General features: G+C 71.0%; 16 protein-coding genes. 7 read left to right on the plus strand and 9 right to left on the minus strand.

The window, feature by feature from the left end; translation table 11 throughout:
- The first annotated feature begins 217 nt into the window (after positions 1 to 217).
- The 3 genes from Sfr03f_RS13570 to Sfr03f_RS13580 all read left to right on the plus strand — a co-directional run bounded on the left by Sfr03f_RS13570 (position 218) and on the right by Sfr03f_RS13580 (position 2,832).
- Positions 218 to 958 (plus strand): ABC transporter ATP-binding protein, encoded by a 741-nt coding sequence (locus Sfr03f_RS13570; RefSeq protein WP_108954161.1) that lies wholly within the window; start codon positions 218 to 220, stop codon positions 956 to 958.
- Positions 940 to 2,292, plus strand: coding sequence for a hypothetical protein (locus Sfr03f_RS13575; RefSeq protein ID WP_108954162.1), 1,353 nt, complete (start codon positions 940 to 942; stop codon positions 2,290 to 2,292). The genes Sfr03f_RS13570 and Sfr03f_RS13575 overlap by 19 nt, the downstream gene beginning before the upstream one ends.
- Positions 2,293 to 2,424: 132 nt before the next feature.
- Positions 2,425 to 2,832 (plus strand): VOC family protein, encoded by a 408-nt coding sequence (locus tag Sfr03f_RS13580; protein WP_108954163.1) that lies wholly within the window; start codon positions 2,425 to 2,427, stop codon positions 2,830 to 2,832.
- A gap of 76 nt (positions 2,833 to 2,908) precedes the next feature.
- On the opposite strand, the gene Sfr03f_RS13585 is transcribed toward Sfr03f_RS13580, so the two are convergent.
- The 5 genes from Sfr03f_RS13585 to rlmN form a co-directional block, all read right to left on the minus strand.
- Positions 2,909 to 3,706 carry a maleylpyruvate isomerase family mycothiol-dependent enzyme gene (locus Sfr03f_RS13585; protein ID WP_108954164.1) on the minus strand — a complete coding sequence of 266 codons (798 nt, stop codon included), beginning with the start codon at positions 3,704 to 3,706 and terminating at the stop codon, positions 2,909 to 2,911.
- A 23-nt stretch (positions 3,707 to 3,729) separates the two neighbouring features.
- Positions 3,730 to 4,752: an ABC transporter ATP-binding protein gene (locus tag Sfr03f_RS13590; protein ID WP_108954165.1), complete on the minus strand. Its 1,023-nt coding sequence runs from the start codon at positions 4,750 to 4,752 to the stop codon at positions 3,730 to 3,732.
- A gap of 2 nt (positions 4,753 to 4,754) precedes the next feature.
- Positions 4,755 to 6,356, minus strand: a complete 1,602-nt coding sequence (locus Sfr03f_RS13595; RefSeq protein WP_108954960.1) for an ABC transporter permease — start codon at positions 6,354 to 6,356, stop codon at positions 4,755 to 4,757.
- 56 nt (positions 6,357 to 6,412) lie between these two features.
- Complete coding sequence (locus Sfr03f_RS13600) at positions 6,413 to 7,528, minus strand: thiamine ABC transporter substrate-binding protein (RefSeq protein WP_372514361.1); 1,116 nt, start codon at positions 7,526 to 7,528, stop codon at positions 6,413 to 6,415.
- A 210-nt stretch (positions 7,529 to 7,738) separates the two neighbouring features.
- Positions 7,739 to 8,845 (minus strand): dual-specificity RNA methyltransferase RlmN, encoded by a 1,107-nt coding sequence (rlmN, locus tag Sfr03f_RS13605; RefSeq protein ID WP_108954166.1) that lies wholly within the window; start codon positions 8,843 to 8,845, stop codon positions 7,739 to 7,741.
- Between the two features lie 353 nt (positions 8,846 to 9,198).
- Here rlmN and Sfr03f_RS13610 point away from each other — a divergent pair, with 353 nt between their 5' ends.
- From Sfr03f_RS13610 to Sfr03f_RS13625, 4 genes are read left to right on the plus strand one after another with little or no spacing between them, the layout of a single operon-like run.
- The gene (locus Sfr03f_RS13610; RefSeq protein WP_108954167.1) at positions 9,199 to 9,624 is read left to right on the plus strand and encodes a hypothetical protein; all 426 of its coding nucleotides are present in this window, start codon (positions 9,199 to 9,201) and stop codon (positions 9,622 to 9,624) included.
- Positions 9,625 to 9,684: 60 nt separating this feature from the next.
- Positions 9,685 to 10,968: a DUF7224 domain-containing protein gene (locus tag Sfr03f_RS13615; protein ID WP_108954168.1), complete on the plus strand. Its 1,284-nt coding sequence runs from the start codon at positions 9,685 to 9,687 to the stop codon at positions 10,966 to 10,968.
- 38 nt (positions 10,969 to 11,006) lie between these two features.
- A complete protein-coding gene (locus Sfr03f_RS13620; RefSeq protein ID WP_245967555.1) occupies positions 11,007 to 11,558 on the plus strand; it encodes a hypothetical protein in 552 nt (183 codons plus the stop codon).
- The gene (locus tag Sfr03f_RS13625) at positions 11,555 to 12,304 is read left to right on the plus strand and encodes an ATP-binding cassette domain-containing protein (protein ID WP_108954170.1); all 750 of its coding nucleotides are present in this window, start codon (positions 11,555 to 11,557) and stop codon (positions 12,302 to 12,304) included. Before Sfr03f_RS13620 ends, Sfr03f_RS13625 begins: the two co-directional genes overlap by 4 nt.
- A 72-nt stretch (positions 12,305 to 12,376) precedes the next feature.
- On the opposite strand, the gene Sfr03f_RS13630 is transcribed toward Sfr03f_RS13625, so the two are convergent.
- From Sfr03f_RS13630 to tsf, 4 genes are all read right to left on the minus strand, one after another.
- Entirely contained in the window at positions 12,377 to 13,645 is a 1,269-nt protein-coding gene (locus Sfr03f_RS13630) for a phosphatidate cytidylyltransferase (protein WP_108954171.1), read from the minus strand.
- On the minus strand, positions 13,645 to 14,202 hold the full coding sequence (gene frr, locus Sfr03f_RS13635; RefSeq protein WP_073937044.1) for a ribosome recycling factor: 558 nt from the start codon (positions 14,200 to 14,202) through the stop codon (positions 13,645 to 13,647). Before frr ends, Sfr03f_RS13630 begins: the two co-directional genes overlap by 1 nt.
- A 178-nt stretch (positions 14,203 to 14,380) precedes the next feature.
- Positions 14,381 to 15,139, minus strand: a complete 759-nt coding sequence (pyrH, locus tag Sfr03f_RS13640) for a UMP kinase (protein WP_108954172.1) — start codon at positions 15,137 to 15,139, stop codon at positions 14,381 to 14,383.
- A gap of 191 nt (positions 15,140 to 15,330) precedes the next feature.
- Entirely contained in the window at positions 15,331 to 16,167 is an 837-nt protein-coding gene (gene tsf / locus Sfr03f_RS13645; protein WP_108954961.1) for a translation elongation factor Ts, read from the minus strand.
- Between the last annotated feature and the right edge of the window lie 235 nt (positions 16,168 to 16,402).

Raw genomic sequence — 16,402 nt, forward strand, 5'->3', positions numbered from 1 at the left:
CGAACAGATCGGACAGGTCGGACCGATGAGCTGACCGTGCGACAAGTGGGACGGCGTGCGGGGCCGGACGGGTGAGACACGAGCCCCGAGGGCCCCGGCCTCGCACGGCCGCCGCCCGGTTCTACCTAGCGTGCCCAGTGACCGATCGGGGCTGCCTTCGTTCCCCCGTACGGGGGACACGCAGCCATCGCACGCGATCTGAACCGAGGTGACGCCCGTGGAGGCCCCGCCGGACAACGACGTGCTCTGGGCCAGAGCCCTGCACTTCACGCATCGCGACCGCACGCCCGGGCTGAACGGCGTATCGCTGGGCGTCCGGGACGGCGAGATCCTCGCCGTGGGCGGCCCGCGCGGCAGCGGCAAGACCACGCTGCTGCGCTGTCTGTCGGGCATGCTGTCGCCCACCAAGGGGGAGGTCTGGTTCAACAGCACCCCCGTGCACACCATGGGCCCGCTGAGCCGTGAACGGCTGCGCCGGGAGCGGTTCGCCTGGATCGACCCGGAGCCCGGACTCGTCCCGGAGCTGACCGTCTGGGAGAACGCCGCCCTCCCCCTGATGCTGCGCGGCATGGGCCGCCGCAAGGCCAGGGAGCGCGCCGTCGACTGGCTGGAGCGTCTGGACGTCGGGGCGTTCGCCCGGAAGACCCCGCTGCAGCTCAACCAGGCGCAGCGCCAGCGGGTGGCGATCGCCCGCGCCCTCGCCCCCTCCCCCACCGTGCTGTTCGCCGACGAGCCGACCGCGCCGTTGCACCGCGCCGACCGGGTGCACGTCCTGCGCACCCTGATGACCGCGGCGCGTTCGCACGACATCACCGTCGTGCTGGCCACCGGCGACCTCGAAGCCGCCGCCCTGGCCGACCGCGTCGTCCACCTCCTCGACGGACGCCGTGTCAGCAACGCGCAGCTGCCCCCGGCTGCCGGCACGGAGGGGCGCGCCTCGTGCTCGCTCTCCGTCTAGGCCGCCGTTCCGGCGCCGCCGTCCAGCTCCGCCGGCTGATGGTCGTGGCGGCGTCCGGCGGTACCGGGTTCCTGCTGCTGTCCGCCCTCGCCCACGCCTTGGCCCATCCCGAGGCCCCGGGCGACGCCTCGGTCCGGCTGGCCTGGTGCGCCGCCCCGCTGGCCGCCACCGTGTACCTCGCGGTGGCGGTGGCCCGCACCGACCCGGGGACCCGGCCGCGACCGGGGCTGTCGGCCATCGGCCTGGGGCCGGGCCGTCTGATGGCCGTCTCCGCGGTGACGACGGCGCTGAGCTGCCTGCTCGGCTCGGCGCTGGGGCTGCTGTTCTTCCTGCACCTGCGCGGCGACCTCACCGGCATGCCGTTCGACGGCGGGGCGGCCGCCCTCCTGTCGGCCGGTCCGCCGCTCCCGCTGCCGGCCACGCTCACGCTGCTCGCCCTGGTCCCGCTGATCGCCTCCGTCGCGACCGTCCTGGCGCTGCGTCCGCGGGAGGCCGGCGGCCTGCGCGGCGCGGCCCGCCGCCGGACGGCCGGCGCCCGGCGCCGCGATCCGGGGGCGTCCCCGGGCTCCCCCGGGTCCCCGCCCGCCCCGGCACCGGCCTCCTCGCCGTCCCCCGCGTCGGTGCTCGACGGGGAGGCCGCGGCCACCGGCGGGGTCGCCGCGGTGGCCGTGGCCGACGAGGACCCGGACGACGACGGGCCCGCTCCGGTGCGCGTGGCCGGTGTGCAGGCTCCGCTCACCGCCGCTCCCGACGGGCTGCCGTGGGGTGTGGCGATCCTGGTGGCGGGCCTCGGCGTCGCCACCTACGCCAACCGCACCGGCGTCGCCCTCTCCGCCGACCTGTCGACGGTGCCCGGAGGCCTGCTGGCCGGGTGGGCGCTGGCCGCGCTGGGCCTGGCACTGATCGGCCCCGGCCTCACCCACCTGTGCGGACGGCTGCTGCAGGCCGCCCGCCCGGGCGCGGTCCGGCTCCTCGCGGGGCGGGTGCTGATGGCCGAGGCCTCCCGGATCGGACGTCCGCTGGGCGTGGTCGCGGCGGTCGCCGCGCTGGCCTACGCCCTGATCCTGCGCTACGGCCTCGGCGGTCCGGTCCTCGGCCCGCTGGGAGTGCTGGGCGCGGTGCTGGTGGCGGGCTGCACGGCGGCGACCCTCGCCGCGGCCGCGATCGAGGTCCGTCAGCTCCGGGCGGACACCATGCTGGCCCTGCTGCGCGTGGGCGCCCCCGCCACCACGCTGCGCGCCTGTGCCGCCCTGCGCGCGGGCGTCCTGCTCGCCGTCTACGGTCCGCTCACCGTGGCGGTGGCCGAACTGGCCTCGCTCACGCCGGGGAGCTGACCGGGACCGACCCGGACCGGTCCGCCGGGAAGTGATCCGGAAGAAGTCCGGAAGGGCGCCGAACTCGCGATGAGTCCGGCGCCCTCGCGCGGTCTCCCCTACAACCGCACAACGTGTCGAGGAAGGCGTTCCATGTACCAGCAGATGATCTTCGTGAACCTGCCCGTCAGTGACATCGAGGCATCGAAGACGTTCTTCTCCGGGCTCGGCTACTCCATCAACCCGCAGTTCTCCGACGAGACGACCGCGTCGGTGGTCGTCGCCGACAGCATCATCGTGATGCTGCTCGCGCACGAGAAGTACCAGCAGTTCACCGACAAGGAGATCGCCGACGCCAGGAAGACCAGCGAGGTGCTGGTCGCCCTGAGCGCGGAGAGCCGCGAGAAGGTCGACGAGCTGGTCGAGCGGGCGCTCTCGCTGGGCGCCACCGAGCCGCGCGCCCCGCAGGACCTGGGCTTCATGTACGGCCGGGCCTTCGACGACCTGGACGGTCACACCTTCGAGGTCGTCTGGATGGACCCGGCGGCCATCGACGGCTGACCCGGCCGGGCGTGCGCCGGGCCGCGCTCGGCCCGGTCCGGTCCCTTCCGTCCCGCGCGGCGCCGGCGCGGACCGGTCAGCCCCACTTGGTGCGGGCCAGCCAGAAGTCCAGCAGCGCGCGGTCGCCGAGCACCTCGAGCGACCCCGCGTCGGGCCTCGTCCTCCGCTGGAAGGCCAGCATCACCTCGGTCAGCGGTCCGCGCAGCGCCACGTCGGCCCTGCCGTGCCGCCGGCTCCACCTGACGCCCTCGTCGGCGAGCTCGACCAGCCACTCGGCGTCGAGCCCGGCGGGGGCGTCGGTGGCGTGCAGGTGGAGGGTGCGTCCGCCGAGGCGCAGGTCGGCGCCGGCCTGGTCGTCCGGGTCGCGCTGGGCGAACCGGACGATCCGCAGCCACTCCTCGATCGTGTCGGCGGCCATCTCGGGCGCCACCTCGTACGGCTGCCCGGCGGCGAGGGCGGCGTCGGCCCGGTGGACGGCCAGCTCGTTGCTCATCCGGCGGGCCCAGAAGCCGGCGGTCCGCTCCTCGAACCAGGACCAGACCGGTGTGTCCGGGGCCGCGCCGGACAGCGCCTCGACCAGCAGCCGCCCGGACTCCTCCAGCCACGCGTCCAGAGCTGCCGCGTCGCCGCGTGCCCCGGGGCCGCCGAAGAGCAGCACCTCCTCCTCGGGCAGCTCCGCGGTGGCCCTCCGCGCGACCAGCAGCGCGGCCCACCGCAACGCCCCGCCGATGTGCCGGACCAGGTCCTCCAGCGTCCAGTCCGGGCAGGTCGGCACCCCGGCGGCCAGGTCGGCGCCGGAGGTCACCACCGCCCTCAACTGCCGGACCTGACGGCTGACGTTCGCGATGTGGTCCTCGTGGGAGAGAGTGATCATCCCCGCACCCTAGGGTCCGTGGTTCAGCCGAGCACCACGGTTTCTCGGGTGTCGAAGGAGACCGAGACCCTGTCCCCCTGCCCGGGGGCGTCCCGCAGCGGGCACAGCGCCTCCAGTTCGGGCGCGTCCCCGTCCCGGCGCAGCCGTAGCGCGACCTGCGCGCCCTGGAAGGTGCGGGCGGTCACCGTGTACCCGGGCTCCGCCCCGGCCGCCGTCACCCGCACGCCCGACGGCCGCACCAGCAGCGTCCGTTCGCCCTGCGCGGAGCCCTCCGGTACGGGCACCCGGCCCCAGGGCGTCTCGGCCACCGTTCCGCGGACGCTCGCCCCGGTGACGTTCTCGAAGCCGAGGAAGCGGGCGACGAAGGCGTCCGCGGGCCGCTGCCAGACCTCCAGCGGCGTGCCGGACTGGGCGATCCGCCCGTCCCGCATCACCACCACCCGGTCGGCGAGTGCGAAGGCCTCGCCCTGGTCGTGCGTGACCGCCAGCACGGTCGTGCCCAACCGGCCGAAGAGTTCCCGCAGTTCGACCACCAGCCGCTCGCGCAGGGTGCGGTCGAGCTGGCCCAGCGGCTCGTCGAGCATCAGCAGCCGGGGGCTGGGGGCCAGCGCGCGGGCGAGGGCGACGCGCTGCTGTTCGCCGCCGGACAGCGTGCCGACGGCGCGCCCGCCTGCCCCGGGGAGTCCGACCAGCTCGAGCAACTCCCGCACCCGCGCTGCCTGTTCCTCACGTCCGGCACCGCGCATGCGCAGTCCGAAGGCGACGTTGCCCGCCACGTCGCGCTGCGGGAAGAGCTGGTGGTCCTGGAACATCAGGCCCACGCCCCGCCGGTGCGCGGGCACCCGCACCTGGTCGTGTCCGTCCAGCAGCACCCGCCCGGCGTCCACCTGCTGCAGGCCCGCCACGGCCCGCAGCAGCGTCGACTTGCCGCTGCCGCTGGGGCCGAGCACACAGACGATCTCGTGCTCGGCGACCGCCAGGTCCACCGCGTCCAGGGCGGCGTGTCCGCCGAACCGGACCGTCGTGCCCTCCAGGCTGAGCAGCATCGTCAGAACTCTCCCGTCCGGTCGCCCCGCAGCCGCTCCAGCATCAGCAGGGCCGCCGCGCACACCACCATCAAGATCACCGAAAGGGCCATGGCCTGGCCGTAGTTGAGGTCACCCGGCCGCCCGACGAGCTTGGCGACGGCGACCGGCAGGGTCGGGTTGTCGGGCCGGGCGATGAACACCGTCGCCCCGAACTCGCCGAGGGACACGGCGAAGGCGAACCCCGCGGCGATCAGCAGCGCCCGGCGCACCATGGGCAGGTCCACCTCGCGCCACACCCGCCAGGGCGAGGCGCCGAGGACCGCGGCGGCCTCCCGCAGGCGGTGGTCGACGGCGCGCAGCACCGGCAGCATGGTCCGCACCACGAACGGCACGCCGACCAGCGCCTGCGCCAGCGGGACCAGGATCCAGGTGGAGCGCAGGTCCAGCGGGGGTTCGTCCAGGGCGATCAGGAAGCCGAAGCCCACGGTCACCGCGGAGACGCCCAGCGGCAGCATCAGCAGCGCGTCGAACCCGCGCACCCACCGGCCGGCGTCCCGCCGGGCGAGGGCCGCGGCGGCGAGTCCGCCGATCACCACCGCGATCGCCGTGGCGGCCACCGCGTACTCGAGCGAGTTCCCCACCGCCTCGATCGGCGGGACGAGGAACGCGCCGCCGTCCGCCTCGGTGAGCTGCCGGTAGTAGCCGAGCCCGGCCGCGAAGGACCGCTGCACCAGCACCGCCGGCGGCAGCACGATCAGCACCGCGGTCACCAGCAGCACCCCGGCGAGCAGCAGCCGCTGACCGGCGCCGCGCGGCGGGCGCGCGGTCGTGGCGGGGTCGACCAGCCGCAGGGTGGCCTCCCGTCGCCGCACCGTCCAGGCGTGCACGGCGAGGACCGCGCCCACCGCGGCGAACTGCACCAGGCTGAGCACGGCGGCCGTGGACAGGTCGAGCAGGGCCGCGGTCCTGCGGTAGATCTCCGTCTCCAGCGTGGCGACCCCGGGGCCGCCGAGGACCTGCACGATGCCGAAGGAGGTGAAGGTGAACAGGAAGATCATCAGTGCCGCCGCGGCGACGGCCGGACCCAGCGCCGGCAAGGTCACCGTCCGCCAGGCCGCGACCCGTGAGGCCCCCAGCATCCGGGCGGCCTCCTCCTGCCCCGGGTCCAGCTGCGCCCACAGTCCGCCGACCGTGCGCACCACCACCGCGAAGTTCACGAACACGTGCGCGAGCAGGATGGCCCACACCGTGCCGTCCAGCCGGACGCCCCACCAGGTGTCGAAGAGCCCGCCGCGTCCGACGACCGCCAGGAAGGCGGTGCCGGCCACCACGGTCGGCAGCACGAACGGCACGGTGACGACCGCCCGCAGCAGCTCCCGTCCGGGGAACCGCAGCCGGGCGAAGACGTAGGCGGCGGGCAGCGCCACCACCAGGGTGAGCGCCGTGGAGGCCAGGGCCTGCCAGAGCGTGAACCAGAGGACCTCGCGGACCTCCGGCCGTCCCAGCACGCCCGCGGCCTCTCCGAGCTGCCAGCTCCCGTCCTCGCCGCGCAGTCCGCGCAGGACGATGGCGACGACGGGGTAGGCGAAGAAGACCGCGAAGAACGCGACGGGCACGGCCATCAGGCCGAGCCGCGCCGCGTCGCTCCGCAGCCTTCCCCGGGCGTCGGCGGGGGTGGTCACCGCAGGACGAGCGAGGACCACTGGTCGACCCACTGGTCACGGTTCTCGGCGATCCTGCCGGGCGCCATCGTCTTGGGGTCCTCGATCGTCACGCCGTGCTTCGTGAAGACCTCCGGCAGCGCGGCGTCCTCGCGGACCGGGTTGACGAACATGTTCAGCGGCAGGTCCTCCTGGAACCGCTGGGAGACCAGGAAGTCCAGCAGCGCCTTGCCGCCCTCGGGGTTGGCGGCGTTCTTCAGCAGTCCCGCGTACTCGACCTGCCGGAAGCAGGTACCGGTGGCCACCCCGGTGGGGGCCTCCTTCGGCTGCGGGTCCGCGTAGACGACCTCGACCGGCGGGGACGAGGCGTAGGAGACGACCAGCGGACGCTCGCCGCCCGCCTGCTTGCCGCCGGCGGAGCCGGAGAACTCCTCGTTGTACGCCTGCTCCCAGCCGCTGACCACCTTCAGCCCGTTGGCCTTGAGCTTCTTCCAGTAGTCCTGCCAGCCCTTGTCGCCGTACTCGGCGGCGGTGCCCAGCAGGAAGCCGAGACCGGGCGAGGAGGTGCTCGCGTCCTCGGTGACCAGCAGGTTCTTGTACGCGGGCTTGACCAGGTCGGCGAAGCTCTGCGGGGGTGTGAGGCCCTTCTTCTCGAAGTACGCCTTGTCGTAGTTGACGCAGACGTCGCCGGTGGTGACCGGGGTGGCCTTGTTCCCCTCGACGAGGAAGCCCTCACCGATCTTCGCCGACTCCTTCACCTCGTACGGGTCGAAGATCTCGTTGGAGAGGGCGCGGGAGAGCAGCGTGTTGTCCACGCCGAACAGGACGTCGCCCTGCGGGTGGTCCTTGGTCAGCACGGCCTTGTTCAGGGCCTGGCCCGCGTCGCCGTCCTCCAGGACCTTGACCTTGAAGCCGCTCTCCTTCTCGAAGGCGGCGATCACGTCCTTCGACGCCGCCCACGAGTCGTGGCTGACCAGCGTGACGGTCCTCTTCCCGGCGGACGCCTGCGCGTCGCCGTCCCCGTCCCCGGAACCGCCGGAGCCGCACGCGGAGAGGGCGAGGGCGAGGACCGCCACCGTCGCGGCGGCCGGCTTCCCCTTGGTGTGCTTCTTGACGTGCTTCGTGATGTGCACGGACTTCCTCCTGGCTGACCAGGAAGAGACGCCGCCCTGCCCGGTGACCTCCGAAGGTCACCGGGCAGGGCGCAACAGCTCGAGTCGACCGAACTCCCTACCCAGAATGACCTGGGCGAGGTTCAGAGGGTCTGCGGTCGGTACCGCACTCTCAGCGCTGCAGCGCTCCCCTGTCGGATAATCGCTATTCGGATGTGTGGTGTGGCCAGATTACCGCTCTGTGGCGGCCAGCTGACCACAGGCCCCGTCGATCTCCTGCCCGCGGGTGTCGCGGACCGTCACCGGCACACCGTGCGCGGCGATCGCCTCGACGAAGGCCTTCTCGTCCTCGGGCCGCGAGGCGGTCCACTTGGAGCCCGGCGTCGGGTTCAGCGGGATCAGGTTGACGTGCGCGGGCTTGCCCCTGAGCAGCCGGCCCAGCCGGTCACCGCGCCAGGCCTGGTCGTTGATGTCGCGGATCAGCGCGTACTCGATGGACAGCCGGCGCCCCGACTTCGCGGCGTACTCCCAGCCGGCGTCCAGCACCTCACGCACCTTCCAGCGCGTGTTCACCGGGACCAGCGTGTCGCGCAGCTCGTCGTCGGGGGCGTGCAGCGAGATCGCCAGGCGGCACTTGAAGCCCTCGTCGGAGAACCGGTTGATCGCGGGCACCAGGCCGACCGTCGACACGGTGATGCCGCGCTGCGACAGCCCGAGCCCGTCGGGCTCCGGGTCGGTGAGCCGGCGGATCGCCCCGGTCACCCGGTTGTAGTTGGCGAGCGGCTCGCCCATGCCCATGAACACGATGTTGCTCAGCCGCGCCGGACCGCCGGGGATCTCCCCGTCGCGCAGCGCGCGCATGCCGTCGACGATCTGGTGGACGATCTCCGCGGTGGACAGGTTCCGGTCCAGCCCGGCCTGGCCGGTGGCGCAGAACGGGCAGTTCATGCCGCAGCCGGCCTGGGAGCTGATGCACATGGTCACCCGGTCCGGGTACCGCATCAGCACGGACTCGACGAGCGTGCCGTCGAACATCTTCCACAGCGTCTTGCGGGTGGTGCCCTCGTCCGTGGACAGGTGCCGCAGCGGGGTCATCAGCTCGGGAAGCAGCGCCTCCCGGAGCTTGGCCCGCGAGGCGGCGGGGATGTCCGTCCACTGCTCCGGGTCGTGCGCGTACCGCGCGAAGTAGTGCGTCGAGAGCTGCTTGGCGCGAAACGGCTTCTCGCCGATCGCGGCCACCGCTTCCTTGCGCTCGGCGGGCGTGAGGTCGGCGAGGTGCCGCGGCGGCTTCTTGGCTCCGCGCGGGGCGACGAAAGTGAGTTCTCCGGGCTTAGGCATGGCTCGTCCAGTGTCGCAGATCAACTTGCGTGACCTGCGGCCCGAGCCTTGCATCACGGTCGTCACCGAGTCTCGGGTCCCCTGCCCCCTCTCCCCACGGCCGGCAGACGTGCTTGCCGGTCACGTCTCAAGCCCGGCGGCACCTGGGCCCACAGCTCTTCGCCACCGTCTTGCAACGGTCAGGAGTCCCTCCAGAGAGTCGCCCTCGCCGACCCGGACCCGCCACCCGGATCGGCCACGCCGTTTCTCCTTAACCTCCACGCCACCGCAAGATCACTGTTGCAGTTCCCCCGCTTTTCGGTTTTCAGTTCGAAGCGAACTCGGACGGCCGGAAGGAAGGGGAGGTAATTTCGATGGCTGGACTAGGTCTGCGCAGAGCCTCTGTCGTCCTCGGCGCCGCAGCGGCTCTGACGTTCACCGCCACCACCGGTGCGTGGGCCTGGAGCGCGAGCAACTGGGGGGGTCCCGAAGGAAAGCTGTCCCAGCAGTGGGTCGACGAGTCGTACAACGAGATAAACTTCACCGACTGCACGGACGTCTATGGCAGGAAGAGCACCGATGTCGCCCTCTGGCAGCAGATCGACTTCGGTTACGACACCAAGCACGACACCTCCACCTTCACCAACTGTTTCAAGGGCTCCGGCTACAAGAGCACTGCGACCGAGTCCGGGCTGCCTTACGACAGCTACTACTTCGAGATCGAGAAAATCGGTTCCGGGTGCCTAAGCTGCGCCCTCCTCGTGACCAAGGTGCAGGTCGACACCACGCTGGCTGACTGACCCTGCCGGACCTCCGCGCCTGACGCGCAGAGGTCCGGCATTGCACCCTACGAGGGCTCTATGCGACTACCCACCGTTCTTCGGACCCACCCGGCAGTGCCCGCCCTCCCGTTGGTCGGCCTGCTCTTCTCGTACATCTTCCTCACCAGTACGCGACACATCGAACAGCTCGTCGCCATGCCTTGGGCGACCCAGGCAGCTTCCTATGCGGTGCACGCGCCGGCGCCGATGGCGGCCGCGGCTGCGGCCGGACTGACCGCCGTAGAGGCGACACGCCTCAAAGCTCTCGGCACATGGGAACTCGGCGCCGCCATACCGACTTGGCGTATCGCGCTGCAGCCTGTCCTCATCACCGTGGCGTGCCTGTCGATCCCGACCGCCGGGATCATGGCAGCCAGCCTGTGGCTGGTCGGGGCCTCACCCGACCTTTACACCCTCCAACTTCTAGCCATAGTGGTGGTTCTACTCACCGCGCACTCCGTCATCGGCTTCGTCATCGGTCGACGGCTGCACGCGCTGTACTCCGCCCCTCTTCTCGCGGTGGCGGTGTTCGTCGGCACCAGCTTTCCGCTGGGCACGGACTACTACTGGGCCCACCATGTCACCGGTTCGATCTCCTGGGTAGGTTTCGGCCAGGCCTACTCACCGGCCATGACCGCGGCTGCTCTCCTGCCCACGGTCTGCCTGTCCGTCGCGTGCGTGGCGCTGGCGGGCCCTCGCCGCCTGCAGGTGCGCTCCGCCGCCCTAGCACTGGTCGTCACGACGGGTGGGCTGCTCGGCGCCTATGCCATCACCATGGACTGGCGCTCCATGCCTCCCACGTCCCGGGGACTGGCTCCCGTGACGTGCGTGGGCGAGGAACCCGAAGTCTGTCTTCCCGAAGCCGGGGCGGCTCACATCGATGAGGTACGGGAAGGCATCAAGGCAATGACGGGGCGCTTGAAAGCCGCGGGGGTCCTCGTCCGGGAGCCGGAGCGCATTACCGATGTCACCGTGGCCGAGAAGCAGCGGATCGACACCACAGGAGACCACTGGACTCTCGCACTTGCACCTGATGAGGCGGACCGGGCGCTGCGCGAGAACATTGCCATCTCCGTGGTCGGTATGCCCTGCGAGAACCCTGACTGGAACACGCTGCACTACCCCACCTTGTGGGTGGCCGAAATCATCGGTGTTCGCGACAATTACCTGACATGGCTCTCACGAGAGACCGAAGGATTCAGCCACGGACAGAGCCGGGAGCAACTCCTCTCCGAAACGGACAGAGTGAATGATTTGTCCTCGGAGGAGCGGAAGGCCTGGTATCGCCAGCAAATCCGTTCCGCTTGCCAGGCAGGTCACTGATCATGCTGTGGTGGCTACGGCAACGAGGCGCTCTCGCCATGCTGCCCTTCACGATGCTCGCTTTTCTCGCCGGCATCGGTGCGACCGGCGGAGTGATTCTGGCATTCCCCTCCCTCCTGGGACATTACGGGACAATGACGGAACTCAGCAATTTCGTCGCTCTCATTCCCAGCATCGCCTTGGTCGCCTGCCTCGAGAGGCGGATGCCCGCCGTGGAGCGGTCCGCCGTCCGCCGTCTCGACACCAGGGACGTCCTGCTGGTGTCTGGTTTCGCCCTCCTGGCGACAGCGGCGGCGGCGGCAATGTCACTTCTGGAGTCGCCAACCACTTTGGTGGCGGCGCGGAACAACCTCCTCTTCTGCGGGCTATCGCTCGGCGCCTGGCCTTTGCTCGGCCACCGCGCCCCCCTGCTCCCTGTCTTCTGGACGATCCAGGCCATGTTCGTCGGCGGGCGGAGCCGCAACGACCCCTACCCGTGGGTCATGGTCACCGAGGCGGCGCACGTCACCCACGCCACCGCCGGATCCCTCATCGTCTTCCTGGCCGGGGTCCTGTCCCTCGTCTGCTGCACACCAAGGACCGCCCGATGACTCTGCTGCTCGACCATGTCACCTTCCGCTACCACCGCTGGGAGCGGCCGGTTCTCGCCAATTTCAGCTACGAAATCCCCAGCGAAGGCCTGACGATCTTGCTCGGACCCAATGGGGCCGGCAAATCAACGACCTTGTCCTTGCTGGCGGGAACGGCCACGCCGCTGGCCGGCCGAGTCAGGTTCAAAGAGGCACCCCTCACCTCGGCCAGCCGCGAATTCCGTCGTCAGGTGGCTTGGCTGCCCCAGCGGGTGCCCACCTCACGTCAGCTGACTGCCCGCGAGTACGTGGCGTACGTGGCGTGGCTGAAGGGGGAGAGCCGCACCGACGCCTGGGAGCGGGCTGGAGAGGCCCTCGAGCAAGTGGATCTCTCTGAGCAGAGCGGTCAGAAGACCGCCAGGCTCTCCGGCGGACAGCTGCGCCGCGTTGGCATCGCCTGCGCCCTGGCACACGACGCGCTGATCATCCTCCTCGACGAGCCCACGGCCGGCCTCGACCCTCACCAACGCACGGTCTTTCGTGACGTGGTGCGCAAGGTCGCCGCCCGTGTACCGGTGCTGATGTCCACACACGACGTGGCCGACCTGGCCGACGAGGCGAACACGGTCTCCCTCATGAAGGACGGCCGCATCGTCCACCACGGCGCCACCCAGAGCTTCCTGGACCACGCGCGCCCCGACGCCGCTCCGGGCCGGCAGGCCGAGTCCGCCTATTCCGTGCTCATGGGTCTTGACGGCACCTCCTGAATCGACCTCGCGAACGCGGAAGCCCCGCTCGGCCTTCGGGGCAGAGCGGGGGTCCCAGCAGTGGCCGGACGCTCAGCTGCCGACGAAGATCTCGAGCAGGAGCCAGACCACGGGGGCCGTGGGGAGGAGGGAGTCCAGGCGGTCCATGATGCCGCCGTGGCCCGGCAGCAGCGCGCCCATGTCCTTGATGCCCAGGTCCCGCTTGATCATCGACTCGCCGAGGTCGCCCAGCGTGGCACTGACCGCGACGGCCGCGCCCATCAGCATGCCCTGCCACCAGGCGCCGTCGTCCACCAGCAGCGTCATGCAGAGCACGCCCGCGGCCATGGAGAAGCCGATCGCGCCCAGCAGGCCCTCGCGGGTCTTGCCGGGGCTGATCCGCGGCGCCAGCTTGTGGGTGCCGAACCGCCACCCCACCGCGTAGGCGCCGGTGTCGCTGACGATCGTCAGCAGGACGAAGGTGAGCACGCGCTGCGGACCGTCGTCGGCGGTCAGCATGAGGGAGACGAACGTCGCCAGGAACGGCACGTAGAACGTGGCGAACAGACCGGCCGTGACGTCCCGCAGGTAGTCCTGCGGCGGCGAGGCCATCCGCCACACCATCACCGCCAGCGCGGTGAACGCCGTGGCCACCCAGGCGCCCTCGGGACCGGCCGCGTAACCGGCGATCACCATCGCCGCGCCGCCGGCGATCAGCGGCACCTGCGGCGCCTTGATCCCCTTGCGCTCGGCCATCCGCGAGGTGAGCTCCCACAGGCCGACGGCCACCGCGGCCACCACGACCCCGACGAAGACGGCCTTCACCACGAAGAGCGCGACCAGGACGACGGCGCCCAGTCCGACGCCGACGCCTATCGCGGCGCCGAGGTCGCGTCCCGCGCTCTTCTTCTTCCGCTGCCGCGGTTCCTCGGGCCCGTGCGGGGCGGCCGGGGGCGGCTGGGAGGCGTCGGACATGGGCTCCTGCGGCTTCTCGCTGACGACGGGCATGGGGCGGGTGTGCTGGACGGCGTCGCCCTGCGGCACGAATGCCCCGTGCTCCGCGCTCACATGCCCCGCGGTGCTCTGCCGCGCGGTCCCGTGCTGTGCGGGGACGACACCCTCCTGGGCGGGCGCGCCGTACGGCTGCCCGTAGGCGCCGTACGGCCCGGACGCCGCGGGGACGTCCTGCGCCACCGGCGCCGCGTACGCCTCATGCGGCGCGTGCGCCGCATGCGCATCGTACGCCGGACCCGTCGGAACAGCTCCCTGGACGGGGCCGCCGGGCGGTCCATACCTCTGCTCGTGCTCGGACGGCCACCCGTGTCCTGCCTGCGGCGGCGCCCCCCAGGAAGAGTCGTTCATCAGACTTCGAGCAGCTCCGCTTCCTTGTGCTTGAGCAGCTCGTCGACCTGGGCGACGTACTTGGCGGTGGTGTCGTCCAGCTCCTTCTCGGCGCGACGGCCCTCGTCCTCGCCGACCTCGCCGTCCTTGATCAGCTTGTCGATGGCGTCCTTGGCCTTGCGGCGCACGGAACGGATCGAGACCTTGGCGTCCTCACCCTTGGTCTTCGCGACCTTGATGTAGTCGCGACGGCGCTCCTCGGTCAGCTCGGGGAACGTCACGCGGATGATGTTGCCGTCGTTGCTCGGGTTCACGCCGAGGTCGGAGTCCCGGATCGCCTGCTCGATGTTGCGCAGCGCGCTCTTGTCGAACGGGGTCACCACGGCCATGCGCGGCTCCGGCACGGAGAACGAGGCCAGCTGGTTGATCGGCGTCAGCGCGCCGTAGTAGTCGGCCACGATCTTGTTGAACATCGCCGGGTGCGCACGGCCGGTGCGGATCGCGGCGAAGTCCTCCTTGGCGACCACGACGGCCTTCTCCATCTTCTCCTCGGCCTCGAGGAGGGTCTCTTCGATCACCACTTGCTCCTGCGTGTCTTGAAGTAGGCCCGTCCGCCGCTCCTGTGCGCGCCGGCGGACGGTTGCGTCGCGTCTTCTTCCTGCACGGTTCCGGACCGGCAGGACATTGTCCATCCCCCGGCCAGGTCGTCGCCCGGACCAGGGACCTCACCCGGCAACGCCGGGTGAGGTTCGCCGGTCAGTCCCGGCCGCCCGCGTCGCCCACGAGCGTGCCGATCTTCTCACCATTGACGGCCCTGGCGATATTGCCCGCCGACAGCAGTTCGAAGACCAGGATCGGCAGGTCGTTGTCGCGGCACAGCGTGATGGCGGTCATGTCGGCGACCTTGAGATCGCGGGTGATGACCTCGCCGTAGCTCAGCGCGTCGTACTTGACCGCGGACGGGTTGGTGCGCGGGTCGGAGTCGTAGACCCCGTCGACGCCGTTCTTGCCCATCAGCAGGGCCTCGGCGTCGATCTCCAGGGCGCGCTGGGCCGCGGTGGTGTCGGTGGAGAAGTAGGGCATGCCCATGCCGGCGCCGAAGATGACCACGCGGCCCTTCTCCAGGTGCCGCACGGCGCGCAGGGGGATGTAGGGCTCGGCGACCTGGCCCATGGTGATCGCCGTCTGCACGCGCGAGTCGATGCCCTCCTTCTCCAGGAAGTCCTGGAGGGCGAGGCAGTTCATCACCGTGCCGAGCATGCCCATGTAGTCGGATCGGGCGCGGTCCATGCCGCGCTGCTGCAGCTCCGCGCCGCGGAAGAAGTTGCCGCCGCCGATGACGACGGCGATCTCCGCTCCGTCACGGACCACGGCGGCGATCTCGCGCGCGATGGCATGCACCACGTCCGGGTCGACGCCGAGTCCGCCGCCGCCGGCGAACGCTTCACCGGACAGCTTCAGCAGATACCGGCCGCGTACTTTGCCGTCGTCGCTCTTCTCGGCCTTCGTGGTCATGGGGAGTCTCACTTCGTTTGCAGTGCACACACACGAAGAAGGCCATTGCCGGTGGGGTGTGGTTCGCATCCCATGCGGCAATGGCCTCCCTCGTCAGATCTGTTGTCGCCCGCCGCGCGCGAGTGCGCGGCGGCGTACCCGGACGACTGCTTCCGACCTTAGCGGTCGGATCCGCCGATCACGGTACTGACTCAGATGCCGACCTTGATGCGCGCGAAGCGCTTCAGGGTGACACCGGCCTCGTCCAGAACCTTCTGGACGGACTTCTTGTTGTCCAGCGCGTAGGGCTGGCCCAGCAGGGTGGCGTCCTTGAAGAAGCCGTTGACGCGACCCTCGACGATCTTGGCGATCGCGGCCTCGGGCTTGCCCTCGGCGCGGGTGGTCTCCTCGGCGATGCGACGCTCCTTCTCGACGACGTCGGCCGGGACGTCCTCCTTGGAGAGCCACTGCGGCGCGAACGCGGCGATGTGCTGGGCGATGCCCTTGGCGACCTCGGCGTTCTCCTTGTCGAGCTCGACGAGGACACCGATCTGCGGGGGCAGGTCCGGCATGGTGCGGTGCATGTACGCCAGGACGTAGCCGTCCTTGAACTGGGCGAAGCGGTCCAGGACGATCTTCTCGCCCAGGTTCGCGTTGGCCTCGTCCACGAACGCCTGCACGGTCTTGCCGGCCTCGATCTCGGAGGCGAGCAGGGCGTCGATGTCGGCCGGGGAGGTCTTCACGACGTGCTCGGCGATGGCGTTGGCCACGGCCTGGAACTTCTCGCCCTTGGCGACGAAGTCCGTCTCGCACTTCAGCTCGACGATGACGCCGGCGGAGTTGTCGTCGGCGATGATTTCGACGACGGCGCCGTTCTCGGCGGAACGGCCCTCGCGCTTGGCGACGCCCTTCTGGCCCTTGATGCGGAGCGCCTCGACGGCCGCGTCCACGTCGCCGTTGGCCTCGTCCAGGGCCTTCTTGCAGTCCATCATGCCGGCGCCGGTGAGCTCACGCAGCTTCTTGACGTCGGCGGCGGTGTAGTTCGCCATGTCTGTGCTTCTCTTCTCGGAGTACGAGTGCGAATGGAAGATCTGCGGCCCGGACGGCACGGTCGTGGGCCCGGCGGTGTGCGGGTCCGACGGTGCGGACCCCACGGGACGCGGACCCCGCAGGTGCGGATCGACCGGCACGGCGGGCGGCGCGGAGGGCGCCGCCCGCCGTGTGGTCACACGATCAGCCGTACGGGCATCGCCGCCCCGGACCTCACGGCCCGGGGACCGGGCG

This window comes from Streptomyces fragilis, assembly GCF_003112515.1.
GTDB lineage: Bacteria > Actinomycetota > Actinomycetes > Streptomycetales > Streptomycetaceae > Streptomyces > Streptomyces fragilis.

Excerpts from the sequence above, each read along its gene's own strand:
- rlmN (WP_108954166.1), bottom strand. The coding sequence starts at position 8,845 with ATGCCTAAGCCCGGAGAACTCACTTTCGTCGCCCCGCGCGGAGCCAAG.
- Sfr03f_RS13615 (WP_108954168.1), top strand. The coding sequence starts at position 9,685 with ATGCGACTACCCACCGTTCTTCGGACCCACCCGGCAGTGCCCGCCCTC.
- Sfr03f_RS13610 (WP_108954167.1), top strand. The coding sequence starts at position 9,199 with ATGGCTGGACTAGGTCTGCGCAGAGCCTCTGTCGTCCTCGGCGCCGCA.
- tsf (WP_108954961.1), bottom strand. The coding sequence starts at position 16,167 with ATGGCGAACTACACCGCCGCCGACGTCAAGAAGCTGCGTGAGCTCACC.
- Sfr03f_RS13595 (WP_108954960.1), bottom strand. The coding sequence starts at position 6,356 with ATGGCCGTGCCCGTCGCGTTCTTCGCGGTCTTCTTCGCCTACCCCGTC.
- Sfr03f_RS13625 (WP_108954170.1), top strand. The coding sequence starts at position 11,555 with ATGACTCTGCTGCTCGACCATGTCACCTTCCGCTACCACCGCTGGGAG.
- pyrH (WP_108954172.1), bottom strand. The coding sequence starts at position 15,139 with ATGACCACGAAGGCCGAGAAGAGCGACGACGGCAAAGTACGCGGCCGG.
- Sfr03f_RS13630 (WP_108954171.1), bottom strand. The coding sequence starts at position 13,645 with ATGAACGACTCTTCCTGGGGGGCGCCGCCGCAGGCAGGACACGGGTGG.
- Sfr03f_RS13620 (WP_245967555.1), top strand. The coding sequence starts at position 11,007 with ATGCTGCCCTTCACGATGCTCGCTTTTCTCGCCGGCATCGGTGCGACC.
- Sfr03f_RS13580 (WP_108954163.1), top strand. The coding sequence starts at position 2,425 with ATGTACCAGCAGATGATCTTCGTGAACCTGCCCGTCAGTGACATCGAG.
- Sfr03f_RS13585 (WP_108954164.1), bottom strand. The coding sequence starts at position 3,706 with ATGATCACTCTCTCCCACGAGGACCACATCGCGAACGTCAGCCGTCAG.
- Sfr03f_RS13590 (WP_108954165.1), bottom strand. The coding sequence starts at position 4,752 with ATGCTGCTCAGCCTGGAGGGCACGACGGTCCGGTTCGGCGGACACGCC.